This window comes from Microseira wollei NIES-4236 (assembly GCF_020521235.1).
GTDB lineage: Bacteria > Cyanobacteriota > Cyanobacteriia > Cyanobacteriales > Aerosakkonemataceae > Microseira > Microseira wollei.
The window spans coordinates 1-25,282 of the sequence record NZ_BLAY01000054.1 but is presented as its reverse complement, the minus strand read 5'-3'; the positions used below and the strand labels follow the sequence as shown (position 1 = coordinate 25,282).

30 protein-coding genes, 1 tRNA gene and 2 pseudogenes are annotated in these 25,282 nt (G+C 44.6%); 16 read left to right on the top strand and 17 right to left on the bottom strand.

Annotated elements, in window-relative coordinates; all coding sequences use genetic code 11:
- Positions 1 to 8: 8 nt before the first annotated feature.
- A pseudogene (locus MiSe_RS18730) lies at positions 9 to 1,585 on the bottom strand (cation:proton antiporter).
- Between the two features lie 764 nt (positions 1,586 to 2,349).
- On the opposite strand from MiSe_RS18730, the gene MiSe_RS18725 reads away from it, so the two are divergent.
- Positions 2,350 to 4,416, top strand: coding sequence for a pentapeptide repeat-containing protein (locus MiSe_RS18725; RefSeq protein WP_226583430.1), 2,067 nt, complete (start codon positions 2,350 to 2,352; stop codon positions 4,414 to 4,416).
- A gap of 132 nt (positions 4,417 to 4,548) precedes the next feature.
- Here MiSe_RS18725 and MiSe_RS18720 read toward each other — a convergent pair whose 3' ends face one another.
- Positions 4,549 to 4,761: a helix-turn-helix transcriptional regulator gene (locus MiSe_RS18720; RefSeq protein ID WP_226583427.1), complete on the bottom strand. Its 213-nt coding sequence runs from the start codon at positions 4,759 to 4,761 to the stop codon at positions 4,549 to 4,551.
- A gap of 197 nt (positions 4,762 to 4,958) precedes the next feature.
- Here MiSe_RS18720 and MiSe_RS18715 point away from each other — a divergent pair, with 197 nt between their 5' ends.
- On the top strand, positions 4,959 to 5,369 hold the full coding sequence (locus MiSe_RS18715; RefSeq protein WP_226583424.1) for a hypothetical protein: 411 nt from the start codon (positions 4,959 to 4,961) through the stop codon (positions 5,367 to 5,369).
- A 65-nt stretch (positions 5,370 to 5,434) separates the two neighbouring features.
- On the opposite strand, the gene MiSe_RS18710 is transcribed toward MiSe_RS18715, so the two are convergent.
- The 3 genes from MiSe_RS18710 to MiSe_RS18700 form a co-directional block, all read right to left on the bottom strand.
- The gene (locus MiSe_RS18710) at positions 5,435 to 5,836 is read right to left on the bottom strand and encodes a type II toxin-antitoxin system VapC family toxin (protein WP_226583421.1); all 402 of its coding nucleotides are present in this window, start codon (positions 5,834 to 5,836) and stop codon (positions 5,435 to 5,437) included.
- Positions 5,836 to 6,066 carry a hypothetical protein gene (locus MiSe_RS18705; RefSeq protein WP_226583418.1) on the bottom strand — a complete coding sequence of 77 codons (231 nt, stop codon included), beginning with the start codon at positions 6,064 to 6,066 and terminating at the stop codon, positions 5,836 to 5,838. Before MiSe_RS18705 ends, MiSe_RS18710 begins: the two co-directional genes overlap by 1 nt.
- Positions 6,067 to 6,228: 162 nt before the next feature.
- Positions 6,229 to 6,564, bottom strand: a complete 336-nt coding sequence (locus MiSe_RS18700; protein WP_226583415.1) for a hypothetical protein — start codon at positions 6,562 to 6,564, stop codon at positions 6,229 to 6,231.
- Positions 6,565 to 6,824: 260 nt separating this feature from the next.
- Here MiSe_RS18700 and MiSe_RS18695 point away from each other — a divergent pair, with 260 nt between their 5' ends.
- The 4 genes from MiSe_RS18695 (at position 6,825) to MiSe_RS18680 (ending at position 8,353) form a co-directional block, all read left to right on the top strand.
- A complete protein-coding gene (locus MiSe_RS18695; protein ID WP_226583412.1) occupies positions 6,825 to 7,058 on the top strand; it encodes a helix-turn-helix domain-containing protein in 234 nt (77 codons plus the stop codon).
- Between the two features lie 101 nt (positions 7,059 to 7,159).
- Entirely contained in the window at positions 7,160 to 7,306 is a 147-nt protein-coding gene (locus MiSe_RS18690) for a hypothetical protein (RefSeq protein ID WP_226583410.1), read from the top strand.
- Positions 7,307 to 7,480: 174 nt separating this feature from the next.
- The gene (locus MiSe_RS18685; protein ID WP_226583407.1) at positions 7,481 to 7,819 is read left to right on the top strand and encodes a hypothetical protein; all 339 of its coding nucleotides are present in this window, start codon (positions 7,481 to 7,483) and stop codon (positions 7,817 to 7,819) included.
- 129 nt (positions 7,820 to 7,948) lie between these two features.
- On the top strand, positions 7,949 to 8,353 hold the full coding sequence (locus tag MiSe_RS18680) for a hypothetical protein (RefSeq protein ID WP_226583405.1): 405 nt from the start codon (positions 7,949 to 7,951) through the stop codon (positions 8,351 to 8,353).
- 269 nt (positions 8,354 to 8,622) lie between these two features.
- On the opposite strand, the gene MiSe_RS18675 is transcribed toward MiSe_RS18680, so the two are convergent.
- Positions 8,623 to 9,852: a methionine gamma-lyase family protein gene (locus tag MiSe_RS18675; RefSeq protein WP_226583402.1), complete on the bottom strand. Its 1,230-nt coding sequence runs from the start codon at positions 9,850 to 9,852 to the stop codon at positions 8,623 to 8,625.
- Between the two features lie 80 nt (positions 9,853 to 9,932).
- On the opposite strand from MiSe_RS18675, the gene MiSe_RS18670 reads away from it, so the two are divergent.
- The gene (locus MiSe_RS18670; RefSeq protein WP_226583399.1) at positions 9,933 to 10,769 is read left to right on the top strand and encodes an acyl-CoA desaturase; all 837 of its coding nucleotides are present in this window, start codon (positions 9,933 to 9,935) and stop codon (positions 10,767 to 10,769) included.
- Between the two features lie 142 nt (positions 10,770 to 10,911).
- Here MiSe_RS18670 and MiSe_RS18665 read toward each other — a convergent pair whose 3' ends face one another.
- The 6 genes and pseudogenes from MiSe_RS18665 to MiSe_RS18640 form a co-directional block, all read right to left on the bottom strand.
- The gene (locus MiSe_RS18665; RefSeq protein ID WP_226583396.1) at positions 10,912 to 12,177 is read right to left on the bottom strand and encodes a glutamate-5-semialdehyde dehydrogenase; all 1,266 of its coding nucleotides are present in this window, start codon (positions 12,175 to 12,177) and stop codon (positions 10,912 to 10,914) included.
- A 4-nt stretch (positions 12,178 to 12,181) separates the two neighbouring features.
- Positions 12,182 to 12,592, bottom strand: a complete 411-nt coding sequence (locus tag MiSe_RS18660; protein ID WP_226583393.1) for a hypothetical protein — start codon at positions 12,590 to 12,592, stop codon at positions 12,182 to 12,184.
- Between the two features lie 218 nt (positions 12,593 to 12,810).
- A tRNA-Gly gene (locus tag MiSe_RS18655) sits at positions 12,811 to 12,882 on the bottom strand.
- A gap of 164 nt (positions 12,883 to 13,046) precedes the next feature.
- Positions 13,047 to 13,253: pseudogene (locus MiSe_RS18650) on the bottom strand (zinc ribbon domain-containing protein); the annotation flags it as partial.
- Positions 13,169 to 13,693, bottom strand: coding sequence for a hypothetical protein (locus MiSe_RS53865; RefSeq protein WP_444980518.1), 525 nt, complete (start codon positions 13,691 to 13,693; stop codon positions 13,169 to 13,171). The pseudogene MiSe_RS18650 and the gene MiSe_RS53865, both read right to left, overlap by 85 nt.
- Before the next feature lie 335 nt (positions 13,694 to 14,028).
- Positions 14,029 to 14,424, bottom strand: coding sequence for an HAD family hydrolase (locus tag MiSe_RS18640; protein ID WP_226583390.1), 396 nt, complete (start codon positions 14,422 to 14,424; stop codon positions 14,029 to 14,031).
- 826 nt (positions 14,425 to 15,250) lie between these two features.
- Between MiSe_RS18640 and MiSe_RS18635 the strand changes: the two genes are divergently transcribed.
- From MiSe_RS18635 to MiSe_RS51050, 8 genes are all read left to right on the top strand, one after another.
- Entirely contained in the window at positions 15,251 to 15,613 is a 363-nt protein-coding gene (locus MiSe_RS18635; protein WP_226583388.1) for a peptidoglycan-binding domain-containing protein, read from the top strand.
- 10 nt (positions 15,614 to 15,623) lie between these two features.
- Positions 15,624 to 16,040, top strand: coding sequence for a hypothetical protein (locus MiSe_RS18630; RefSeq protein ID WP_226583385.1), 417 nt, complete (start codon positions 15,624 to 15,626; stop codon positions 16,038 to 16,040).
- A 65-nt stretch (positions 16,041 to 16,105) separates the two neighbouring features.
- Positions 16,106 to 16,417: a glycosyltransferase gene (locus MiSe_RS52750; RefSeq protein ID WP_226583382.1), complete on the top strand. Its 312-nt coding sequence runs from the start codon at positions 16,106 to 16,108 to the stop codon at positions 16,415 to 16,417.
- Positions 16,418 to 16,490: 73 nt separating this feature from the next.
- Entirely contained in the window at positions 16,491 to 17,177 is a 687-nt protein-coding gene (locus MiSe_RS18620) for a hypothetical protein (RefSeq protein WP_226583379.1), read from the top strand.
- Positions 17,178 to 17,886: 709 nt separating this feature from the next.
- Entirely contained in the window at positions 17,887 to 18,606 is a 720-nt protein-coding gene (locus MiSe_RS18615) for a hypothetical protein (RefSeq protein ID WP_226583376.1), read from the top strand.
- Position 18,607: 1 nt separating this feature from the next.
- Positions 18,608 to 18,955 (top strand): hypothetical protein, encoded by a 348-nt coding sequence (locus MiSe_RS18610; RefSeq protein WP_226583373.1) that lies wholly within the window; start codon positions 18,608 to 18,610, stop codon positions 18,953 to 18,955.
- 369 nt (positions 18,956 to 19,324) lie between these two features.
- Positions 19,325 to 19,801, top strand: coding sequence for a hypothetical protein (locus MiSe_RS18605; RefSeq protein ID WP_226583371.1), 477 nt, complete (start codon positions 19,325 to 19,327; stop codon positions 19,799 to 19,801).
- Positions 19,802 to 19,862: 61 nt separating this feature from the next.
- Positions 19,863 to 19,985 carry a hypothetical protein gene (locus MiSe_RS51050; protein ID WP_264196573.1) on the top strand — a complete coding sequence of 41 codons (123 nt, stop codon included), beginning with the start codon at positions 19,863 to 19,865 and terminating at the stop codon, positions 19,983 to 19,985.
- Between the two features lie 203 nt (positions 19,986 to 20,188).
- Here MiSe_RS51050 and MiSe_RS18600 read toward each other — a convergent pair whose 3' ends face one another.
- From MiSe_RS18600 to MiSe_RS18590, 3 genes are read right to left on the bottom strand one after another with little or no spacing between them, the layout of a single operon-like run.
- Positions 20,189 to 20,989, bottom strand: a complete 801-nt coding sequence (locus MiSe_RS18600; protein ID WP_226583355.1) for a caspase family protein — start codon at positions 20,987 to 20,989, stop codon at positions 20,189 to 20,191.
- 18 nt (positions 20,990 to 21,007) lie between these two features.
- Entirely contained in the window at positions 21,008 to 21,166 is a 159-nt protein-coding gene (locus tag MiSe_RS18595; protein WP_226583352.1) for a hypothetical protein, read from the bottom strand.
- Positions 21,167 to 21,370: a caspase family protein gene (locus tag MiSe_RS18590; RefSeq protein ID WP_226583349.1), complete on the bottom strand. Its 204-nt coding sequence runs from the start codon at positions 21,368 to 21,370 to the stop codon at positions 21,167 to 21,169.
- Positions 21,371 to 22,418: 1,048 nt separating this feature from the next.
- Between MiSe_RS18590 and ltrA the strand changes: the two genes are divergently transcribed.
- On the top strand, positions 22,419 to 23,843 hold the full coding sequence (gene ltrA / locus MiSe_RS18585; RefSeq protein WP_226583346.1) for a group II intron reverse transcriptase/maturase: 1,425 nt from the start codon (positions 22,419 to 22,421) through the stop codon (positions 23,841 to 23,843).
- Positions 23,844 to 24,168: 325 nt separating this feature from the next.
- Here the strand turns inward: ltrA and MiSe_RS51045 are convergent, their stop codons facing one another.
- Positions 24,169 to 24,294 carry a hypothetical protein gene (locus MiSe_RS51045; RefSeq protein WP_264196572.1) on the bottom strand — a complete coding sequence of 42 codons (126 nt, stop codon included), beginning with the start codon at positions 24,292 to 24,294 and terminating at the stop codon, positions 24,169 to 24,171.
- A gap of 20 nt (positions 24,295 to 24,314) precedes the next feature.
- On the bottom strand, positions 24,315 to 25,282 hold a 968-nt coding region (locus tag MiSe_RS18580; protein WP_507770150.1), incomplete at its 5' end, for a nuclease/transposase family protein.

Sequence of the window (25,282 nt, the reverse complement as noted above, 5' to 3'; positions counted from 1 at the left end):
CTGATTTTTCAACTGGGTTTCTCGCTTTCTACCAACTCCTCTGATAGAAAAGGAGCAAGTTCTTTATTTAACCGACCAGTACGGAGAAACTCAGCATAGGTATCGGCTTCAATTGCCAGCAATTCCGCTTTTAGTTGCTCAGCCGTAAAGTTTCGCAAATTCGGATATTCAAGGAGTAACTGTTTAATTTCTGCTTCTAGGCGTGCCAATTCTCCTTTAATTAGCGACTCCTGGTAGTTATAGAACTCTGGCTCAATACCCGCAGGCTTTTCTCTTTGAGCGAGGTATTGCAGCACCCGATTTAAGGCAGCCTGACGAGCAGTTATTTCTAAATATCGCTGACGCAATGGTTGGTCGCCCAATAGCTGTAGCTTTTTTAACAAAGGTTCGATCGTGAATCCTTGCACCAGCAGGGTAAACAACACTGCACCAAAGACAGTAGCAACGATCTTTTCCCGCTCTGGTAGAATGGCGGGGACGCTTAATGCCAGAGCGATATGCCTCCCTTCCGCTTCGCGAACGCCACCGATCCGCGCAATCCTCCCCACCAAAGCACGGTTTGTTCGGGGATAGGAATGGACGACGCGACGAGGCGATTGCTCAAACTGCTGAGTAGGTAAATAGCGATCGCGCGCGTTACAATCATCCCGGCTATGGTGAGAGCGATCGCAGGCAAGTTTTCCCCTAAAACCACATAGTGCATCTGATCGCCAATCAATAAAAAAACAATCGAATTAACAAAAAAAGCTAGAAACTCCCAAAACTCGGTAACAATAAGTCGAGTGCGGGGATTCATCCCAATCCGCGAACCAAAATTACCCAAAATCATCCCCGCCGTGACAACCCCAATTACCCCCGAACCGCCCAAATTTTCGGTAATTAAATAAGTCCCATAGGCAGAAACTAAAGTAAAAGACTGTTCTACTAAGGGTAAATCAAAGCGTTGGGTTAAATAAGAAATCCCAAAACCAATCAAACTACCGACGCCAATCCCAATCCCCACAACAGTAAAAAACTCAACCAGAATCGGTTGCAGAGTCAGGTCGGTTGTTTTCAAAGAAAACGCCAACAAAAAATTAAAGGCAACCACTGCCATCCCATCATTAAAAAGGCTTTCGCCTTCCATTAATGTTAAGAGGCGCTTTCCAACTCCCAACTCTCGAAACAGCGCCGTCACCGAAACCGGATCGGTCGCAGAAAGGCTAGCCCCAATCAGCAAAGCAGTAGTGAGGGAAATACCAGCGAGTTGGTTTAAACCAAAAGCAACACCCGCAATTGAAATCACAACTCCAATAATCGCATAAAGGCAAATTGGCACTAAATCGTGTTTGACATCCGACCATTTTAAATTCCAAGCCGATTCAAACAACAGCGGCGGTAAAAAAATGAACAAAATTAATCCAGGTGAGAGATTGATTAAGCGCACATCAACCAATGCTAGTCCCAATCCCACGATTACCAGTAGTAAGGTATAGGGAATGCGGCGAAACCAACTAAAAACTTGTGGCAGTGTGGCGACGCTTAGGGAAACTGCCAACACTAGCAGAAATTGCTTCAGGTTTTCTTCAATTGCGACTTCGCTCATTGCTTTCTCAGTTGCTACGATCTGTTTTCAGGTGAGTGTCAAACACCGATTTTAATCAGAACATTGCGTTGCAGGCGACCCTCTAAAGGTAGGAATCTGCCAGTAGCTGACACCCTTAAGGGTGTTGCTACACAAACAAAGCCTGCCTTCGCAGGCTTTAAAAGCTTTAGCCCGCGCAGGCGGGCTTCGTCTGTGTAGCCGCACCCTTCAGGGTGTCGGCGTAGATGTGAGATGGATTTCAGTAGAACAAAAGAGGGGTCAAGAGCGAAAAATCGATCAAAGTTTACATAATTAATTATGCTGGGATATCTTCAGCAGATTGTTGTGCGATCGCTCAGATCTTGCACCTGTGGTATTAGCCCGCCCGGAAATTAATTTCCAAGGCGAGTAGCGAAAGTCCATTAAAATGGACTGACAGCCTTTAATCATAAGTATTTAGTCCACTTAAGTGGACTTCTGCTACTCGCTGTGGGAATTTATTCCCTGGCGGGGTAATGCCACAGGTGAAAGATCTCATATCGCTTACTTTTTCTCATACTTAAACAAAGTGCAGCCCTTGATTTTATACCTGCTGAATATGAACAGGACTTACCCACGAGAAGCCTAGAAACCGGGTTTCTGCATAGATCTTTAGTTCCCAAAGCGACGACTTTTCATAGAAACCTGGTTTCTGTGCGTAAGTCCCGAATTGATCCCGTCCAACCTGCAAAAAGCAAGCGATCGCTACAACATTCCGGATTATCGCTGAGTCTGCCTGTATAAATATGCAATCCAGTCTTCCCCCTTCAGCGATGCCCCAGGACTTTTCCGGCAGAAATCTCCGAGGACGCAATTTCAAAGGTCAAGACCTCACAGGTGCGAACTTCTCCCACGCAGATATCCGAGGTGCAAATTTTACCAATGCCATCTTAAAAGGTGCAAACTTCAGCCATGCCAAAGCGGGACTGCAACACCGCTGGGCAATTGTTCTGCTAATAATTTCATTAATTCTATCCGTACTATCGGGATTACTTTCAGTCTTGGCTGGTTTTTTGGTAGCACTTTTCTTCACTCCTACCGTGATGAAAGACTACACGATTATTCCTGGTGTGTTGATATTAATAGTGCTTGCAGCTTTCTTTATTGCCACTATTCGCAAAGGTCTGAGGGCAGTGGTAGTGTTATGGGCAATGACAGTGCCGATGACAGCGGTAGTGTCAATAGCATTGGCAACGATAGTGCCAAGGGATGCGGCAGCGACAATCACAATCCTAACGCCAATAATAGTGGCAGCGGCAGTGGCAGCGGCAGTGGCAGTGGCGGCGATAGTGGCAACGGCAGCGGCAGTGACTGAGTTAGCGGCAGTGTTAGTGGCAGCGACACTGACAGCGGTAGGGGTAGTGTTAGCGGCAGCGACACTGACATGGGTAGGGGTAGTGGCAGCGGCAGCGGCAGTGGCAACACCAGTGGCAGCGGTAATGGTAGTAGTGGGTATTTACATAGCTTGGCGTGCCTTAGCTGGAGATGAGAAACACGCCTTTGTTCGCACCATTGCTGTTATCTTCGCTGCTACAGGTGGCACAAGTTTTCGCGGTGCTTATTTAACCGATGCCGATTTCAATCAAGCAATACTAAAAAACACAGATTTTAGAAACGCAAATCTGACTCGCACTCGCTTTTATGAGGCACGAAAACTTAACCTTGCCAGACTTGGCGATTCAATATTAGCAAACCAAGCTATTTTCAATTTACTCATCAGCGGCAATGGCAGAGATAAATCATACACTCACGCTAATCTCAGAGGCGCTAACCTGATAGGTGCAAACCTCACAAATGCCAATCTCAAAGAAGCCGATATCGTTGAAGCAACATTCCAGGGAGCCAATTTAGAATGGGCAAACCTGACTCTGACTCAAGCAATTGGCACTGACTTTACCAACGCTCAAATGACTGGCGCTTGTTTGGAAGCATGGAATATTGAAAATAGCACCAAATTAGATAATGTCGATTGTCGATTTGTTTATCTCCTAGAAAACCCCAAACCAGGAACCGATGACCGCGAACGCCGTCCCAGCAGCGGCGAATTTAAACCGGGAGAATTTACCAAGCTGTTTGAAGAGGTTTTAAATACCGTCGATTTAATTTTCCGAAATGGCGTTGACTGGAAAGCCTTTGTCACCGCCTTCAAAAAAGTGCAAGTCGAAAATGAAGACACCGAACTCGCCATCCAGAGTATTGAAAACAAAGGCGATGGCGTGGTTGTCGTCAGAGTCAGCGTTCCTCCCGATGCCAACAAGGAAAAGATTCATGGCGATTTTATGCAAAATTACCAACTTGCACTTAAAGAGATAGAGAAATATAAAGAATTATACGAAGATCAGCGTAAAAAATATTCAGATATGCACGAAATTGTTAAATTATTAGCTAGCCAGTCTCATCAAGTTAATGTTAATAATGAAGTTAGAGCAACATCGGAGAGTAACCCCGTGCAAGAAACCAATCAATACAACCTGCGAGATGCCACAGTATCAGGCAGTAATATCGGGACAAACCACGGCACTCAAATAGGTACACAGCATAACTACGCCGCTGAACAAAATCTAGCAGAAGCCGCAGCAGATATTCAGCAGCTACTACAACAATTGGAGCAAACTTATCCCACCAACACCCAATCTGAAAAAATGGTATTCGTCGCAGAAGCGATTAAGCAGATTGAAGGCAATCCAACTTTGAAAGAACGGGTATTGGGCGCGATTAAATCAGGTGGAGTTGAAGCAATAAAAGAGTTAGTAGATCATCCGTTAATTAATATCCTGCTAGCAGCTTTGGATGGGTGGCAAACAGGAAATTGACATCTTGCACCATTTGAAGGCGAAATAGATGGCAGGGTGTTTGAGTAGATGCGTTCGCGAAGCGTGCCGGAGGCATATCGCTTCCCCATGAGAAATGAGAAACTATAATGCGATCGCCCCACTTATTCCTTGCTATCCCTCCTCATCTCCCCACTGACTGAGGTACGGAGGTAACTCATCAAAAGATACCCCCACAGCGCGGCAAAACTCTCTCATTTGCCACACACTCATCGTTGGTTCATCACCTTTTTCCCATCGCCGGATAGTCGAGGCAGATACCCCGATCCGCACCGCCAACTCTTCTTGGCTCAAATTAGCCTCCTCCCGCAGTCTCTGAAACGGCAACTCATTCTCTGGTTGCCGTTGACGTTTCCTTTTCCTTACCATACCATTATAGGAACCTAGTTTAATCGCCTAAATTAAGCGATTAAATATTGCGCTTATGGTAGGCACAGCCATAGATTGGACAGACTGCACCAAAAACAAAAGGTGTAGACCTGTCGCTTTGCTATGGGCAAGCATACTCAATTTAGGATACAGTCATGAACGCTCAAGAAACATCCAATACCTGGGTAATTTACCGACTTTTGCCCAACCTTCAACGTTTGCCAGTCGCACAATTTCGCAGTCGCAACGATGCAGAATCTTCCTTGAAAATCATTCGACAAATGCTGCCAGATGCCCAGTTAATACTTGCTTTTGAGGTCAGCTGGGAAAATCCCACTCCCAATATTGCTCAAGTCTCTGCTAAAAAGCCAAACTTGTCTGCACCAGTTAACAGAGAAATGCTCAAAATTCTCATTATTAGCTCCCGAAAAGTTGTCAACCGTACCATTCATTCTTTACATCACGCAAATTTTGCCCAGGTTTCCGACTGGAGTCCTATTGTCCCCACTCAAAATCCGAGTGAAGTGATGAGCATCTTGGTTAAATATTTTGCTGTTGACTCTTAATTTGCTCCTAGTTTGCCAGAGCGATCGCAACTCTAACATTGTCCTAAAATTGATGGCGATCGCTCTCACCAAATTGTTTCTATATCCGATAGCTGAATTCTGCGATCGCGACTAATAATAGGCACATTTAAATACATTGCTGTAGCAGCAATAATCCGATCGGGCAAGTCTGGAATCTGCACTCGGTCAACTTGCCTCAAAGCTTGAGCTATATTGCGGTCAAACGGAATTTCAACCAGTAGAGCATTATCCCCTTCAAGCGCTTCCAACAAGCGATCGAGGGTAGTTACATCAATACGTCCTCTCTCAGTTAGGTAGACAATTTCAGCTAGCGTAATCGATGAAAAAGCTACCTGATTTCCATCAGCAGCTATCTGTTCAATTGTAGTTCTGGCAGTAGCAGAAAGTCGCGGATCGGCAAAAATATACCAGATAACTACATGAGTATCAGCAACAGCACCGAGCATTAGAAATCCTCTCTTGGAAAACTAGCCCATTCTTCCCGACGAACCCGATCAATTTCATCAGCAGATGGAGCTTTTCCTAAATCAGCACATAAGCCCCATAACGATCGACGAGGAGTAGAACTCTTAGCAATTAATTCCTTTTCTATTTCAGGAACTACTTGCTTAATCAAGCGCACTTTATCCACCAGAGAAAGCTGCTTCACGAGATTTACAACTTCTTGTAGCGTCATGACTTTTCCGTCCGCTTCACAGTTGAGTTTTTGAATAGCCTATTTTAGCATTATCGATCCAGCCACTTCGCTATTTATCAAAATGTGCGCGTTCGCGTAGCGTGCCGGAGGCATATCGCGCACATTTTCCCACCGCGATCGCTCCACTGATTTCAAAGCTAGCTATGCAGCAACAAAAAGAAACTCTCGATCTAAGAACTTCCTCGCCCCAGCGATCGCATCCGCATAACTACCATGAAGGCTCAATCCCGTAGATTCCAGTTCGGTTTGGGGGTCATAAATCTTGTAGACGAACGCATCTCCCCAAGATTGAGCCGTAATAAACCATCGGTGTTTATATTTAATCCCTCCCTGTCCTTCAAAAACCGGGATGAGATTTTCCTCAGCGCACCAGCACTCTAAACACTGACAGCGGATCAGATAAGACCATCCCTGTTCCGCGAGTTTGACCCCAACGATTTGACCTGGCAACGAGTTGGTGTCGGCAGTCGCTTGCACCCTCGCTCCGATAAAGAACCAAGGCTAAGTGAAGGGATAATCTAGCTTAATTTCGATTTGACCGTTATGGGAAGTGCAACTATCTTCGAGTTTTTGAGGCATAATTGGTAAGCCCTTTAATAATGGGGGTGAGAGTGGGCGATTCACTTCTTGGCCGGAGCGATCGCCCCTCTCTTATGACTGATTATCTACTGAATGCTTTGCACTTGTCAACTGTTGTATGCTATATTATATGCATATTTTAAGAAAGGAAAAAAATCATGAAAGTAGAAAGAGTTCAAGCGGTGGAAGTCCCTGGGCTGGGGAACAAGATTAAGGAAGCTAGAGAAGCAGACAAGCGATCGCTCACGCAAATTTGCGGCTTAGTTGGCATGTCTACAGCTAACTGGTACAGAATCGAGCAAGAGAAGAATGAAAGTGTCCCAGAAGAAACACTGCGGAAGATTGAAGCGGTGTTAGGTGTTGAATTTGGGGTAAATTTCCCTAGTCTCTGAAACGGCAACTTATTCTCTGGTTGCCGTTGACGTTTCCTTTTTCTTACCATCGCTATATTTTTTGAGACGGGCGATCGCCAAACCCTTATCATTAACCCATCGTGACTATAGGTGCAATTCCCGATGAGACTCCTAGCAACTTAAAAGAGCAACTCCTCTTGCAAGACGCTAAAGCTGGCAATGGTAGAACAATTCAGGGTGGAATAGACGATCCACTCGGAGATGCTCCTAGATTGGTAGCAAACTAGGGGGGAAATCCTGAAGATTGGTATAAAATGACAAGTGACCAAGCCTTTGTCATTGATGGAGCATCGGTACAAGTGCATTGGTTGGGCAACATTACAACGCTCCAAGATGTTGAATTTAAATTCAAACGACAGTAGGCTAAAACAGCACCTAAAAACCAATGAGGTAACTCAATTATGAGGATTCGTTGTCTAGCTAATACTGGTGAATCTCTTCCCTCAAGTTACATCGCTCCGGCACGAGGGTATAAACAAGAAACCGAGTTTCCGCTAACAGTTGGCAAAGAATATACTGTTGATGCTCTCAAACAATGGCAGCGAAATGTTTGGTATTATATTTGCGACGATAACTCTAGGTACTATCCAATACAAACTCCAGGCCCTTTATTTGAGATGGTTGACAACAGAATGTCTCAGTATTGGAGGTTTAAAGTTTCTAATAATGGCTTATTAAACGCATTTCAACAGTTTTCCGATCCCTATTTTTACGATAAGCAGATAAAAAAGAAGTTTTAATATTTGAGAAAGTCAAAGAACTTATGGATGTAGAAGCTTTATCTCCAGAACCCATGCTTAACGCAATCGATCGCTCTTTAGAGATGGCTAACCTTTCTGGCTGAAAATTATGCCATTCGTCAACGAATTATGACGATAATTGAGTTAAAAAATCACCCAGTTTGGCAAGATTTAACTGAACTATTAGAAAATCTAGATGCCAACTCTCTTGTAACAGAACATCTGGAATTATGCGATTATAAAGTCTGCGGTTACTGGGATGAACAAGATGAATTTTATCAAGAGATTTCCTTACCTTGTTCTCTGTCTGCCGAGTTAGTCAGCAGTTCGATTGGTCGGACAGGCAAAAAACGTTGGATTCAACTTAAATTTGTTCTCCAAGCTGACAGAATAGCTTCTGAAGATTGGTCAAATGCTAATGCGACACAAAATCTTGGCAAACTGACCATAACTTATAATGAAAATCTGCAATTTGTTGATGAAAATTGGCAGATAAATATCGACTCTCCTTTGATAATTAAATCGGCTGACTGAGTCCCATAAACCGCGTTTGTTGACCCAATTTCGCCTGCATAGCCGATTTTCAACTGAGAAACCAGATGTCTTTAACCCACATCTTGCACCTGTGTTTTTCGCCCGCCGTGGACTCAAGTCCACGGCTCATAGCTTAAGTCCACTTAAGTGGACTGTGTATGGGATTTCAGTCCATTTTAATGGACTTTCGCTATTAGCCAGAGAATTTATTCTCTGGCGGTTGTGGACGGTGCAAGATGTGAGTTTAACAAACCCGGTTTCTTTCAAATCTACGCAGGCCCAATCGCTTCAATCGCAGCTTCTAATGCGATCGCAACATGGGACCAATGCGTCCCCCCTTGACAAAATGCAATATATGGTTCCCGCAACGGCCCATCGGCGGAAAATTCTAACGTACTCCCTTCAATAAACGTACCCCCCGCCATGACGACTTGACTTTCATAACCCGGCATTTCGCAAGGAATCGGTTCTACATAAGAATCAATCGGCGAATGCTGTTGAATAGTCTTACAAAAAGCAATAAGTTTTGCCGCAGAACCCAACTTAATCGCTTGAATTACATCCCGCCTTGGTGCTAAAGGCAATGGATTAACTGGATAACCCAATTTATCGAAAACATAGGCGGTTAAATGATTGCCTTTCATCGCTTCCCCCACCATTTGAGGTGCTAAAAATAATCCTTGAAACAGCAATCGATTTTGGTCAAACGTCGCTCCGCCAGCACTGCCAATTCCCGGTGCAGTAAGGCGACAAGCAGCAGCTTCGACTAAATCTGCTTTACCCGCAACGTAGCCACCTGCCGTTACAATTGTCCCGCCGGGATTTTTAATCAACGACCCCGCCATTAGATCGGCACCAACGTGGGTGGGTTCTTGCGTTTCGATGAATTCGCCGTAACAGTTATCGACAAAACAAACAGTATTAGGATTTTGTTGTTTTACCAAATAAACTATCTTCTCGATTTCCGCAATTGATAAACTCGGACGCCAAGAATAACCGCAAGAACGCTGAATTAAAACTAGACGAGTATTGTCTTTAATTGCCGTAGAAAGCGCTTTCCAATCGACAAGTCCTTCTCCAGTTAGAGGCAATTCGCGGTATTGGATGCCAAAATCGATTAAAGAACCTTGTCCTTGCCCCCGCAAGCCGATGACTTCTTCTAACGTATCGTAAGGAGAACCCACAACCGATAGCATTTCGTCCCCAGGACGCAAAACCCCGTATAAGGCGCAAGCGATCGCGTGGGTACCGGAAACAAATTGTACCCGTACAGCCGCCGCCTCCGCCCCCATCACATCCGCAAAAACTTGATCCAGCACCTCGCGTCCCATGTCATCGTGTCCGTATCCGCTGACACCCGCGAAGTGATGCGCGCCTACCCGATGGCGGCGAAAAGCATCCAAAACTCTTTTGAGATTTTGCTTGACCTGAGCGTCAATACCAGAAAAAATTGGAGATAGTGCCTGTTCTGCTCCCAGCAGCTGTTCAAAGCTGTTCATTGATTCCTCATTCAAACTAAAAGTGTGCGGATTTTCTGTTCGCGCATACGGAACTGGAAAAATCGTTTATAGGTTATTGCATGACTGTCGCGACTACAACTGAAGAACAATCGCTCCCAACTTTGCCAACTCGCCCCAAATGGGGTGTTATTTTGTTTATGGCAGCCATCCACATCGCCGCGTTGTTCGCTTTATTGCCAAGTAATTTTAGTTGGACAGCAGTCGGGATAGCTGTTCTGTTCCACTGGGTTACAGGTGGATTGGGAATTACTTTAGGATGGCATCGTTTGGTCACTCACCGCAGTTTTGTTCTCCCTAAGTGGTTGGAGTATTTCTTTGTATTCTGCGGCGCGCTCTCTTGTCAAGGGGGAGTGATTGATTGGGTTGGCGAACACCGTCAGCATCACCTATATTCCGATCAAAGTCTAGATCCGCACGATTCTAATAAAGGTTTTTGGTGGAGTCACATTCTTTGGTTGTTTTATGAGAGCCACGCCGAGCAGGAAATCGATCGCTACACCAAAGATATCGCTGATGACCCAGTTTATCAGTTTTTCCAGAAAAATTTTATCCCGATTCAAGTCGCCTTAGGGGTTGTCCTTTACTTATTAGGCGGTTGGTCTTTCGTAGTTTGGGGCATTTTTGTTCGCCTCGTGGTAACATTTCACTGCACTTGGTTCGTTAATAGCGCTACCCATAAGTTTGGCTATCGTACTTACGAATCTGGCGATCGCTCTACAAATTGCTGGTGGGTGGCGTTAGTATCCTATGGTGAAGGTTGGCACAACAATCACCACACCTTCCAATATTCTGCCCGTCACGGGATGCAATGGTGGGAAATTGACATCACTTGGATGACAATTCAATTGCTACAAGCACTCGGTTTGGCAACAAAAGTCAAATTGGTGGAAAAATAGGTAATTGCTAATTGCTAATTGCTAATTGGTAGAGGGAGAGGTAGAAGATTTCGGATTTTCCTCTTCCTTGCCCCATTAGCCATTAGCCATTAGCCATTAGCCATTAGCCATTAGCCATTAGCCATTAGCCATTAGCCATTAGCTAAAATCTTCCATTTCCCTGCACGATATGCTTGAGCGTGGTTAAAGCGTCTAAGCTAATAAACCCGCGCCGCTGTCCTTTTTGATTCGACATGCCTAAAAAAACGGCGTCGCCTCGCGACGGATTGCGGGAAAAACGCGGACTGGCATTAATATAAGTCGAAGCGCTATTGACCCCTAGAGCAAATTGGCGATTTTCTTGGTAAGATTCGGTGACGATGCAGTCGGCATGACCGCTGCTGTATCGATTAATCCAGGCGATTGCTGCGTCTAAACTCTCGACTCGCTTAAACGCCACCGTCTTGGTTAAATAAGGTTCGCTCCATTCCTTATCATCTACTAGGGTTAATTCCGGGAACTCAGCCACCAGCTCGGCATCCCCTCGAATTTTAAAGCCTTTTTCCTTTAAATTATTCCAAAGCATCGCTAAGGACGAGGGTTTTTGGTTGCTATGGATCAAAACCTTTTCAATCGCATTCACCGGATCGGGTTCGCTTTGATGCGAGTCTAAAATCATCCAGCGAGCGAGTTCCAAACTGCCGGAAGGCGACCAATATAGGTAACAGTTACCCATTGCCGATCTTAAAACGGGCGTCGTTGCACAGCGCACGACTTGCTGTACTAAACTAGGACGACCGTAGGGAATCACCAGATTCACATAACGATCTTGGGTGACTAAATCTTGTAGGGAAGATCCTTGCTCGGCGGGTAGCAACTCCAGACATCCTGGGGGCATCCCGCAATCATCCAAGGCTAATTTTAACGCTTCGGCGATCGCCGCGTTGGAATGGCTCGCCTCGCTACCACCTCGCAGAATTAGACTATTCCCAGTTTTGATGCATAACCCCGCCGCGATCGCTCCTAACTCCGGAAACGCTTCGTAGATTAACGCGATCGTTCCCAATGGCATTAGCTGACAATAAGTTTGCGAGTGTTCCAGCTGATACGACGCATTCATCACCTTCCTGATCGGATCGGATAACTCGGATAACCTCTCCAGCATTTGAATCGTCGTCTGGAGGCGTTCCGGCGTCAACTTCAGCCAGTCTAAAATTAACTCCGGCACTGCCATTTCCCGACTTGCTTCCAAGTCTAGGGTGTTCGCTTCCAAAATATCATCTGCCGAATGCTTCAGCGCTTGCGCCAGCGATCGCACCGCACGGGAGCGATCCGCGCCTCTAGTTGTCCCCAATTCCAAAGCAGCTTGATAGGCGCGACGAACTATCGCGATCAGATCCGGTGCAGCACGCGATGAATCACCCGTCATAACCCTAACGCCTATAAGCTAGCCAGAGAATCAGCGCTGGCAATACCGCTAAGATCAGCGCCAGCAATACCCAGGGGACGATATTCGCCGACCCCGAAGCCGAGCGCCACGCCAGCGGCAGCCATATCACTAGCGGCACTAAGAGTATAACAATCGTCAAGGGTAAATAGTGCTCTTTTAAACCCGAATGGGCGCGCTGCCACCGACTCCCCGTCCACAGCCAAGCTTTCTTGTACGGGTAGGTGGTCGATAGTTGCTCGATGACTTGCCCATTCTCTTCCACCACAAAAATCTGCTGACATTTATTACAGCCAAAAGCTTCTGTCAGCGTTATCGGCACTAAACGCCCCCTCCGTCCGCAGGGACAGGGGTAGTCTGTATTTAAATCAATTTTTTCAGATTTTGGAGATGACACAAGCGGTCGTATATTAAACCGATTCTATATTAATCTAGAACGAAAAAGGCCGAGAGCCGTCCTTTTCCCCATCTAGTGCTACGTGGGTTTCCTTTTGCCCCAACGGGCAACGATGGTATTTTTATTATTTTAGCCCTGAAACTTTTGTGGCTAAAAATTGTATGACTATTTTAGGTTGTCAGCTTGCTTAGCCTTAACCTTTGCCTATTATATTTCAAAGCGGGCAACGCGATTCGAACGCGCGACATTCACCTTGGCAAGGTGACGCTCTACCGCTGAGCTATGCCCGCACTTGCTTTACCTTATCTAGCATCTCAGAATCAAATTGATTTGTCAAGGGTTTTTGGATTTTAGATTTGGCTGGCTGAGGGATGAGGGGCGGGCACAGCATGGTACAAAGACTTTTTCTCTTTTGACATCCTCCCCATGCCTGAAGGCAAGGGGATTCCAAGAATCACTTCTTGCTGGCTCTCCTCTTTCCACGACTCGGCTTACTTAGAGGAGTTGCCCCACCCAAGCAGAGGTCGATGTCAAAAGAGGCGTTTAACGTTCCCCTGTGCCCCACGGTACGGAGTGCTAACTCAAGTATGTTGATAGCTGCATTCGGGTCTCGGTCTTGTATATGCCCACAATGAGGACATCTATGAGTTCTTCTGTATAGGAACCTTCTAGGAGTTTGATTCGGCTTTGTTCTGCGGCGTTGAGTTGCTGTTGCAAGTTGCGCTCTTGCTCTCGTAATTGGGGGTCTGCACCTGAGCGAATGTTAACGCTAGCTTCGGCGAGGAGTTCTAGGAGACTGCGGGCTTTAGAGCGTTCTGATGCGTGCAGTGCCATTGCGTTGTAACCTTTGGTGGGGTTGGTTTTGTGCAATTGCATTAGCAGGTCGATGTAGAACTGGTAATAAAACTGCACGGTGGCAAAGTAGGAGGCGCAAAGTTGCTGGCTGGCTATTTTGGTGCGGAGGTCTTCCATAATTTCAATGGCTGCTTCCATCTGAGTCAGCGCTGCGTTGAGATTGCCTCTGTTGCGTTCGAGGTAGGCGAAATTATACAGGGTAACAGCTTCCCCTGTCTTGTCGCCCACGGCACGGGATAGAGGCAACGATTGATTGTAGAACTCTAGCGCCTGTAGGTCTTCAGATGGTGTGAGATTTTTGAGACTAGGCGGGATAATGGGGGAAATGCTGGGATAGTAAGACTTTCAGTCGTTTTATCAAATTGGACGCTTTTTCAAATGGTTTGAGCAAGTGTGAAATCGATTTTTCACTTGGTTTGAGCTTTTCAAATGATTTGATAATTGAAATTTAACCATAAAATTATTTCAAATCTAGATATTATTCAATTCAATAACTTCAGATGTTGTAAGCGAACGTAAAGTACAGCGTGGAATTTGCTTCTGGTCTATGATTACCTGTTTGCTTAGGTTTTTGACTTTCATTAAAGTTTTACTCCTGTTAAAAATTCTAACTGCGCTGGCGTGACATTGAACTCTTGCGTTCCTTTCAAAAAATGCTGGCGCCATACATCGGCTGGGCAGAAATTTATACCTGCGCTTTCCGCGCGCTGGTCTTCGGGTCTGTCGCCTACCATCCAATTCTGACTTTGTGATAAAAGAATTGGATTCGTTTTCATACTTGCTATTTCGTTATAAGCAAGTTCTATCATGCCTGCTTTCGGTTTGCGGAAATTTATGTTGACTGCTTGATTAGTGTATTCCAGATTGAAGTTGATTGGTAAAAAAATGATATGAATTTTATAACAACAAATTTTTCCTTTAATCCTGGCCAAAAATACTGATGGCAATTCAGGAACAAGATTTAAGATAAATCGCATTTCTTCTGTTGAATATTTTTATAACCGGCTGTTATTTCTTCTTGATTATAAATTCCAATTATCAACCACCCTTGTAAATGGTAGTGGGCGATCGCTTCTGCTGCCCCTGGTAGCAGTTTTACGTCATGCGGGTGTTGCTTAAACTGGTTTCTGCTAATAGTTTCAGTGACTGTACCATCAATATCAAGGAATCAGATATTCATTGCTGTCTCCTATTGAATATAAAAACTTTTCGTTGGCTTTCAAGTACTATTTGAGGTGTTAAGTTTTTGCTATGTTGCATGACAAGGATCTTAAATATCAAACTGAACAAATTGAGTCGTTGAAAAAGCGAGTGGAACGACTAGAAGAGAGTAAAAACTTTAAAACTCAGCCGAGCGGTGATTTTCAAGCTGCTGCTAAATTCTCTTGCCGAGTGTGCAGGGAAGGTAGAGGATGTCGTACTACTACGTGTTCTGATCCTACTTAAATGCGAACAAGATCGAAATCAACTGATATTTTGCTTGGCTCTAGATACAAAAGCTGTTTTTGCAGCACAACTTTCTGGGCGGTATTTTTTCTCGCGATTGAAGGTGTTGCAAGCCATCTAGAGGATGCTTTGAGTGATGGGTATTTGGTTTGAGCAGATGTTTTTGCAATTATCCGAATTGTTGCTGCTACTGTGGCAGGGTTTTGGGGACGATATAATGCCTCAGAAATAATTTACACGCCCAAGGGTTTTCCTGGTCGAAATAAGGATGATGCTGAAAAGTTAGTCAGCACTGCTGTTTTAGATGAATAGCTCAAAGCTGACATTGCTCCTTAACTGTTTATTCTTAGGAGCGATATGAATTTAAACCAGATTGAGCAGGTGATTTCTCTCAGTGAGCTTACTAACAATTCAACACTTGCTAGTGAGGTTCAAAGTCAACTAACGCGATTGGGCTTTCTCGCTCCTCCGGCTGATGGTAAATTTGCGCCAATGTCTGCACAGTATCTGAAGAATTTTCAAAGATGGATGCGGATTGATGAAAGTGGTTTAGGGGTGCGAACGGCTGAATATTTGTTGGGATTGAAGACAGATATTATGCTGAGCTTGGGGCAGGATTTGGCTAGCAGGATTGTTAAATATATGCGAGCAAAGAAATATTTTGTGGTTGTCAAAGCCAATCGTTATCTCAATAAGTGGAGCTATCTTCCCGCCTGTTGAATTATTAAGGATGCGAATCAACGAGCCTTTTTCTATTGAATACTCAATCGGAAAAGGAGATGCAGACATAGCAGAATGGCACTTCAAGATCCACTACGGAACGCGAGTTACAGGAGGCTGGTGTACGACCCGATATATTTACGTCAAAAATTATCGAATTCAACCCATAGATTATGCGCCACCCGGCGCTTTATTACCAGACAATCATGAGGTAATCATTGTCAATTTTCCTGTCTCTGTTCCGACAATAAGCTACGCTTTACGAACAACCGACCAAACGCTTAATATCACTTATCAAAAACCGGACAACAACCAATCGATAACGCAAAAAACCAAAGTATTTAAGCTTAATATTCCAACATTTGAGAAGGATTATGAAGTAGGAAAATACATCGGTGTATCGATTCCAGAAAACTTGAGGCAGTAACAACCTTGCTACAATGCATCACCTCACCTTAGACAGTGTTTAGAATCTAAGAATATCCTGTAATTTTGTGTGATGATGCCTCTAGGGATATCTCACTAGATATCGCCAAAGAATACCCTATAGAGATATTACAAAACAGTAGCAACATCGGAGTTGGAACAACCAGACAACCCTTGGTTAATCGGGCGAAGTATTACGGTTTTAAATTTGTACAGTTGTTGGACGCAGATGATTACCTTTGGCGCCACAAAATAGAAAGCCAGCTTGAAGTATCAATCTGGGCGGATATCATAATAGAGCGATTGTTGCAGGTCTTCCCTAACTCTAAAATTCGGGTAATTAACTTTGATCATAGTCTACTTAATGCCGCCAAATAAAACAGAGTTTTGCATTTAAATGCTGGCTGATGGCTTGAGAAGAAACCCATTTTTCATCCTAAGAGATGCTGCAATGATGCCCTGTTTATGCTGGAAAGACAATGAAGGGTTAATAACAGTTAAATCTGGGCAAAGAGATATTTCCGATGAAGAGAGAAAGGCACTTAGAGCTAAAATTCAAAGATTTAGGCTTGACGAACCCGTGAAGGTATGGTGCAAAATACTAAGGGCAACCGCATCAGAAGATGTCGCAAACAAACGGGTAAAGCTTGAATCCCAAGTGTACGAAGCGATTGATTCCGTACCCATCCCAGAGGTTGACGGAGAGATATTAGACTGGCAGAAAGATTGGTCGGTTGAGTGGCTGGTATTGCCGCAACCGTATCAAAATCCTCCTGTCTCAGATCCATGCTTACAACTATATGCATCATCGGAGGATTTCGCAAAGAACCATACAAACGTAATCAAACGGATGCGATTTACAAAAATCGAACTGGATCAACCAATCACTCAAGAAGGAGGCGAAACTAAAGCGCTGGACAGGGTGCTGATCGAGGGGCTATCCGAAGATGCGATTGCGGCAAAAGTCAAGATGCGATCGCGCCTCGAAGACCCGCAGCAGTTGTCTGAGTCTTGCAACCTGGGGGAAGAGGTGGAAGTTCCAGTGCCAATCCGGGGGGCGGGTCTTAGACCAGCGCAGCAAGCGATCGCTAAAATAATAGGGATAAGTACTTGGACACCATCCAATGCCAGACGTTAATAGCCTGCTCCAAAGGCGTAAGATGCTAACTAGAAATGCTTCTTTAGGCAGGAAGCAACAGATACAAAAACCCAAATTGGTCACTCAAGGCAATTATTTAGGGATAGATAGTAATGCTTCGATCAACCGCAACCCTGTAGCGATTATAAAAACTACGAGCGGGATTGCAAGGCATGAATTGATTACCTCTGGTCAAATACTGCGAGCCAGCGTTGTAAATATCGCTAAACCTGCTCAATCGAAGCTTATTTGTCACGCACAAAACTAATTTTAATTTTGACAACCTTGGCTATCCTATCGATGAAAACCATCGTAAAAATTTTGTTTTTGCCGGATTTTATCCTCATATATATTTAGTTTCCAACCAAACAGGAAACGGTAATCATGGAAATGGGTTATCTTTTGCTGAACTGATTCAAGAAAATTCCAGCAACGCAAGGCATTGGAATTTTGCCCAAGCCAATTATGGGCGATACTTTCAAATTGGTTACATAGAAAGTACGGATTTCAACCCACATTTAGGTATTCAAAATACTGGCAGACGCTGCTCTCAATTGTTGCACCAGGTTACTCCACCAATTTGGGAAACAGGGCTGGAATTAGTTTAAATGGCAGATTCGCTCCCGAATACCATTTAGATTTAAACAACGGATCTATTGGTTAGGGGTTAAATAACACGCGTACAGAAAGAAAAGATAACCCTGGCGCAGTGGGAACGTTATACGCTAAACAAAGTGGATTTTTTGAGACAGACTCTCCTTCTAATTTTTATCCAGGTGCTAACTCGTGGCAGCACTTAATCGATTGTCGCTACAGTAATAATTCGGAATGTGCCCTGCAAATTGCCGCAGGTTTTTGGAACAATTTCAATCGTTTGTGGTGCAGAGCTACACGAGGAAACCCCCCACGAAGTTGGAATAGATTTTTAAGCATTAGTGCCGACAATCAGTCAAACGGATGGCTCAGTACTGGGAATAACAATGTTGATAGCAATCAGCACTTTGTAGGCACACTGAACAACGTTGATTTAATCTTTAAACGAAACAATATCGCAGCGTTTAGAATACCGTCTCAAAACGTTATTCAAGTAAGTTGTTTGTCTGGGTATGGCAACCCAGCCCGACCGCATTACAGTTTCTATTGGAATTGGGGAGAGGATGACGGCATGTACCTTGAGGCGGATGGAATTTTGTGTTTTTCCGTCCAAGGAACTAAACGGTTGTCAATTAACCATGCTCGTCGAGTAGAGGCACATGGATTTAGTTTTCGCACCGAGCAAGGTTATTTTGTTAACAACGATAGAGTTGTTAACGCTAAATCATCAACCGCTATCAACAATCTTGAAATTAGCGCTTCCTTGTCTGATGTTATAAACACCCTAAATTCATTGATAACTATTTTAAGAGATCACCACGATTTGTTTAATTAATATGGGATTAATACTCAAAATAGGGAAAATATACACCGAGCGCTATGGGCATAGCGGCTCAAGCTTCTACGCTAAAATTGGCAGAATTTCTGACGTAAATAAATCTAAACTAGAAGCACTATTTACCGTGGATGTATACCTAAGCAAAGACGCAAGCAACCAGCAATTGTACCCAGTGCAAAGCTTGCTTTATACCCTAAAGGGAGAAGATTTTCAAAAATGGTACTCTAAGCCTTTGATGGAAAATCAAGGGTTAGATCCTGATCAACAGCTTTACTTGTACTTACAAACCGTAGTAGACCCAGAAATCAATCAGCAGGCATGGAAAGATTGGCAGCCAGACCAATAATTATACCATAAAACTGAAAGTAAGGCAATACTCTGTGTCAAAAAATCATAACAAATCGTCTCAAATCATGTGAAAAATCAAACCATATGAAATGAGTCTCAAGACATGTGACGACCTACACTACACCCGATTAAGGGTAATCGACCGGACATGATATCAATCGATCAAACACCACTATAGGGCAGTCTCTACTCCCACTAAACCAGCGCCTGCATTAGCCGTCTGAGGTAGATTATCTCTGGGAGCGTGGAGCTGATGCAGGCTTTGGGATTAAACTGCTGGCAAAAATGTTCTGTCTGTTTCAGGGGCAAGATGTGCGATCGCTCTCTTTCCTGGGCATTCTAATACAAACCTAATAGGAATCCTAAAATGCCCTATCAAAACATTACCGCCTCTGTTTCAGAAGCCGACGTGCAAGCAATCAAAGCCGCACTTCAAACCATCGAACAAAAGCTGCCCTTCCTGATTACCCTGTCAGCAGAAGAACGACGCAAACTCTCCAAGATGGGCGCTAAAAGCCTTTCTTTCGTCAACAACAGTCTCACCGCCGCCCAATCTAACCCGGACATCCTTCCTGCTAGTTTTGACTTGGAAGAGTTTGCGCAAGACTATAAACTCGCTACGACTCTCACCGATATCTTCTTTCGACTCGAACAACTAACTGAGAAAGTAGACGACACGCTAATGGCAGTCAGCAGCGAAGCTATGAGCAGCAGTTTGACGGTTTATGATTACGTTAAGACAGCAGCGAAAAAGAGACCCAAACTAAAAATCATCGCCGAACAGTTAGGGGAACGCTTTAAAGCAATTCGCAGTAAAGCTACCAAGGTTAATACTGCCGCTTAGGTTGTCGCTTGGTAGGGGCACGGCATGAATAATATCAAGGGGCAAACCCAAAATATTGATAATGCCGTGCCCCTACTCGTTGTTGAGGCATAAAATCTCATCCATGAGTCTGGGAAACTCGCCCCTGAGTCTAGAAATCTCATTTATGAGTCTGGGAAACCAATCAACGAGTCTAGGAATCTGAGCAACGAGTCTGAGAAACTCGTGCCTGAGTCTAAAAATCTGAGCAACGAGTTTTTGCAGTTCGCCAACGAATCTGGGAACTTGATCGACGAGTCTCGCCACCTCAAACTACGATACCACCCGCAAGCGCGACCGCACAAAATCAATCCGCTTTCCGCAACAGCGTCCCTGGCGCTACCACTCCCTCCACCATGCCTATTCCGACTAAACCATCGCGCGATATGCCTCCGGCACGCTTCGCGAACGCATCGTCACTTTCCCCCCACGATTCCCCGTCGCGCCAACACTCCCCAACACCGTCCCATCCTCTAAACTTGCCAACCCTTTTGCATCAAATCCACCCAACCATAAAGTTGCTCGATTTCCTGTCACTTCAGTTACCACTGCATTAGCCGTCGGACGTGGATTATTAATCAAATATAGCGGTTGTCTTTCATAGCCGCTGCCCACTTTCACTTCATAAATAGGAGTTTGGTTGTAGATTTCAGGCATTTGTTCTCTTACGTAAGCGCTCGCGCTTTCAACATTGCTATTTTCTGGCCACAGAGCCTGAGTCAAACGGTAAGTAAAAGCGCCTGCATCGAAACCATTCAAACGTTCATCTATCGCGAATTGATTCGGCTCAGTTGCCGCTAATACAACACCTTTTGCAACGCCCGTCCGATATCCTTTAATAAAGTCTTCCCGCGAAATATTCAGGCGTGACAGCCACATTTGTTGAGCAGCTTTCTCTTCCGGAGATGTGCGGATATTCCTGCCGCCATCGCGGGAACGCACCCGTCGATCTCGCGTCGCACCTCCAGAAAAACAACTATCGAGAACAACCGTAATATTTTCACTCTTGACCGCTGACATCAACAAAAACAAAGTGTGTCCCATAATATCTTTAACCACCCCACCTTGTTCAGGATAGCCAGCCGGTAAGTTACCATCAACCGGAACAAAAGTACCGTTTAATCCGCTATTATCCGTCGTGGAACTAACAACTATCGGGTCTGGATCCAAAATGCGAGAACCATGTCCTCAATAGTGATATACAACCACATCTCCCGGCTTCGCTTGCTTAATCAAATGTTCTTCAAATGCTGCTAAAATACCTTGACGAGTGGCTTGTTCATCAGTTAAAATTAGAAGATATTTCGGATTAAAACCAAAGCGGTGAATTAAAAGCAGCCGCTGCAATTACACATCATTCACGCAGCCGCGTAAGGGGTGTGAGGGATAGCTATTAATCCCCACAAGTAAAGCCAGTTTGCGCGGGGTACTTTGAGCCAAAACCTTGCCGTAGCTGTCAGCTTGTTTTTGAAAGTTAAGCTGACCGAATCCCACAGTTGCCAGTGCAGAACCAACCAATTGGAAGAACTGACGACGAGAGAGGTGGGACATGATAGTTCTCTCTATAACTGCTTGTTCGGTATTTTAGCTCAATTGATGACCGCGTTAGATGTCCAGAAAGCAAACATCTAGAAACCCGGTTTCGCAAAGAAAGTGGTTTTTTTATCCCAAGTTGCGTTCATGCATAGTAGGGGCGGGTTTAAAGAGATATCTGTTTAAACCCGCCCCTACCCTATCGTAACGTGGGGGTTTGGGGGAGCTATAGGACAGAGGCTTCAACGGAACGAAGTGGAGTAAGCCTCCGGTACATGGACTCCCCCAAGTAAAAAGCAGGTACAAGGGTGTACCTGCTTTTTACAATCTCTTCGTCCTATTCTAGGATAACTGACATAGAGTTAAAGCTGCCATGTTAGTATTCGACGCCAAGTTACGCAGAACAGACTCGCAGTACGCCATCCTAGACGAGATGATTCGTACTGCTCGTTTCGTGGGTGCGCGACGTGAAAGTCGTGTGTAGGTGCATCAGCATTAATGACTGAGGAACCGTCTCCTCTATAGGACTCCTTCCCTATATTCCCATGTAAAAGGGTCTAGTACCCCGCCTACCAAGATAGTAAGTAATGAAATCAAGGGAATGCAAGGCACAAAAGCGGAAATACGGACAGCGAGTTTGATATATTCTGCAAGGGAAAGGAGGGTAAGGGTTAACGCAAGTGAATCATCGTAAGCTCCGTGAAACGAAAATTTAGGGCGAAAAGAGCTGATACGCCATGCCAAAAGGCAAGCAGGTAAGTTATTGAAGTACGGATTTTCAATAACGAAGGAGTAAAATTCCTGCCGGAGTATAGATGGAACCCGAACCCTCCGCAGGTCACACATACGAAACACGGAAAACCCCACTGGCTCTTGGGTAAGGTCGAAAAGCCCAAGTAGGTCAACCGCAAGGGAGACGGAACCGCCAAGGGGGTAAAGGATGCCAGAGAAAGCGAAAGTCAAGGGTAATGCCTTGGATAGGGGTGCAAAATTTGCCTCACACCGAAAGGTGGCAGACTTCTGGCGGGTCTTCAACGATAAATCAAAGTAAAGCGATTGAACCTTAGTGAAAGATAGAGTCAGTAATGACATCGGAACGAAGGAACCGCTAAAGACATGGGAATCCATTAATTGGAAACTCGTGAATAGACGGATTAAAAACCTAAGACAGAGAATTTATCGAGCAACTCAGAATGGACAGTGGAATAAGGTGCGTAGCCTTATGAAGCTAATGATACGTAGCTACTCCAATCTACTATTGTCTGTGCGAAGAGTAAATCAAGAAAACGAGGGGAAGAAGACGGCGGGCATCGACGGTCAGACGGCAGTCACCCCCGCAGAAAGAGTAAAACTTGCCGAAGAAATGAAGGATTACACCCTATGGAAAGCTCACCCCGCTAGAAGGGTATATATTCCAAAAGCCAACGGAAAACAAAGACCATTAGGGATTCCAACAGTCAAAAACCGCGTAGCACAAGCAATAGTCAAGAATGCATTAGAACCTAGTTGGGAAGCCCGAATGGAGGGCAGCAGTTATGGTTTGGGACCTGGTAGAAGCTGTCATGATGCCATAGAACACACCTGGGTTCGCCTTAATAAACAAGGCAACGACAGATGGGTATTAGACGCAGATATCAAGGGAGCATTCGACAACATCAGCCACAAGTTTATACTCAAAGCTATCGGAGAAATACCGGGAAGAGAGTTAATTAAACAGTGGCTGAAAGCAGGTTATGTAGAATCCGAAATATTCCATGAAACGGAAAGCGGAACACCACAAGGGGGGATAATCTCACCTCTATTAGCTAACGCGCTGGACGGAATCGAGCAAGTCCTAAGCCAATTTAAGAAAAGGCAAGGGAAGAACAAATCGCCTAGATCGCCCAAATATGGATTCGTTAGGTACGCTGACGATTTCATCATTACCGCCGAAACAAAAGAGGATATTGAGGAAATAATTCCCTCGGTAAAGGAACTCCTCAAAACAAGAGGACTGGAGTTAAATGAGGACAAAACCAATATTGTTCATGTAGAACAAGGATTCAATTTTCTGGGGTTCAATGTCCGCCACTTCCAGGGAAGCTGTCTAGTAAAACCTCAAAAGGAAAAAGTAAAACTATTCCTTAGAGAAATAAGGGATTGGCTCAAATCCAACAAACACGCCAGCCCAGAAGCAGTGATCCAATACCTAAACCCCCGAATCAGGGGATGGGGAAACTACTATAAACACGGGGCAAGTAGCGAAGTGTTCAGCTATGTTGACCACCAAATTTTCCAGGCAATCTGGAAATGGTCACTAAGCAGACACCCAAGCAAGGGGAAGAAGTGGGTAGCAGGAAAGTATTTCATCACTGCTAACGGCAGGAAATGGAGCTTTCACGCAATAGTTAACGACAGAAGTGGGAAGAGGAAAAACCTAATCCTAACGAAACTCGGAGACTTACCAATAATATCATATCCGGTGGCATCGGTAGTGCATGGCGGGGTGTGAAAAATACTGTGCGATCGCAGCCGATATGTCTAGACAATTAAAAATAGCTCCTCATCTGAGCGTGGAGGAACTAGAAATCAACTAAAGCCAGTGCATCTAACCCCATAGAACGTACTCGTTACCAAATAATTTGGCTGTTATTTTACACACTTCTTACCAGGTAAGCAATATGACTCACCACTACTACCGAATCATTACCCGATTTTCAATAAAGAGCAAGAAAAACGCGATCAACTCAAGCATTAAGCGAGCTTTTCTGCTCGAACTAAGTCCGATACTTGAGAAACTCAATCATTTCAGTACTATTGTCTTACCGAGTGTTACTTTAAATCCCTAACTCATAGACAAAGAAGCTTTGGTATTGCGGTGCATCGACTGGTCCAAGAGATTTTTTAGATATTTGTTGGAAACCGCAGAGTTTAAACTCTTGTTCGGCAATCAAGGGTGACATTTTTTGAGCCACACCCCGCTCTAAAGAGACGGGGATTCAGGCCAGGAATTAAAGTTAACTTTTCGCCCTTCAATAGCTATCTGGTTAACATTTCCTGACTGTGCCGAGAACCGCTCCGAGGGAGAATGAGACTGCCTACTTTCGGACTCGCCTAATCGTTCGCGGTTTATTTGAAAATCCTTCCAAGCCTCGTGCAAGTAAGGCTCCGACCTTTCCCACTGTTGCACAGCGAGATGCAATAGAAGGACACCTTCCTCATTGACAAATCTACCCAAATAGGCACTCCATAGATCGCGATGCATCGCAAATCCCGTCTGGTCGTAATGAACGCGATCTGAAAGCTTCTTTTTGATCCGTTCACCAGTTAAATGGGTTTGTGACAGTGCCGTTTTTTGGGTAGAAAAAGTAGTGAATGACCCGCCAGCATTTTCAGCTTTACGAGCCAATTCCGACTGGACAAAACCAGGAGATTTAGCTCTAATTGCCTTGCCATATCGCTTTTGCCACGATCTCACCGATACATTTTCGGTTTTGATATGTTTACCGCACCTCAAGATTTCGTTAACAATTCTACGGTTTTGAGACTTGGCATAGGCACTCTTGCGGCGTTCTAGCTCTCTCTTCTTCCTGGCGATCCGGGAATAGGTTTTAGACTTTTTCCATTGTTGTTTTCCTTTCTTGTGCTTACCTTTTTTGATCGCTGACCTGCGTCCTACACTAGCGGTAAAGTCTGGTTCATAGTTTTGAGGGTTTGAACAACGTTGGGAGCGTTGCATTTGACGCTGTAAGGCTTTGATCTCTTGTTCGTAAGTTGGCACTTGCTCCGCGAATGGGAGTATTCCAGCTTTGTTATCTCCAACAAAGGCAATATTGGAAATATTCAAATCTAAACCAATGACTCCATCAGCTACATAGTTTTTTTCTTTCTGATATGGCATTCCTGAGTTAATTAGTTGAATGTACCAACGTCGTTTGCCATTCAACTCTC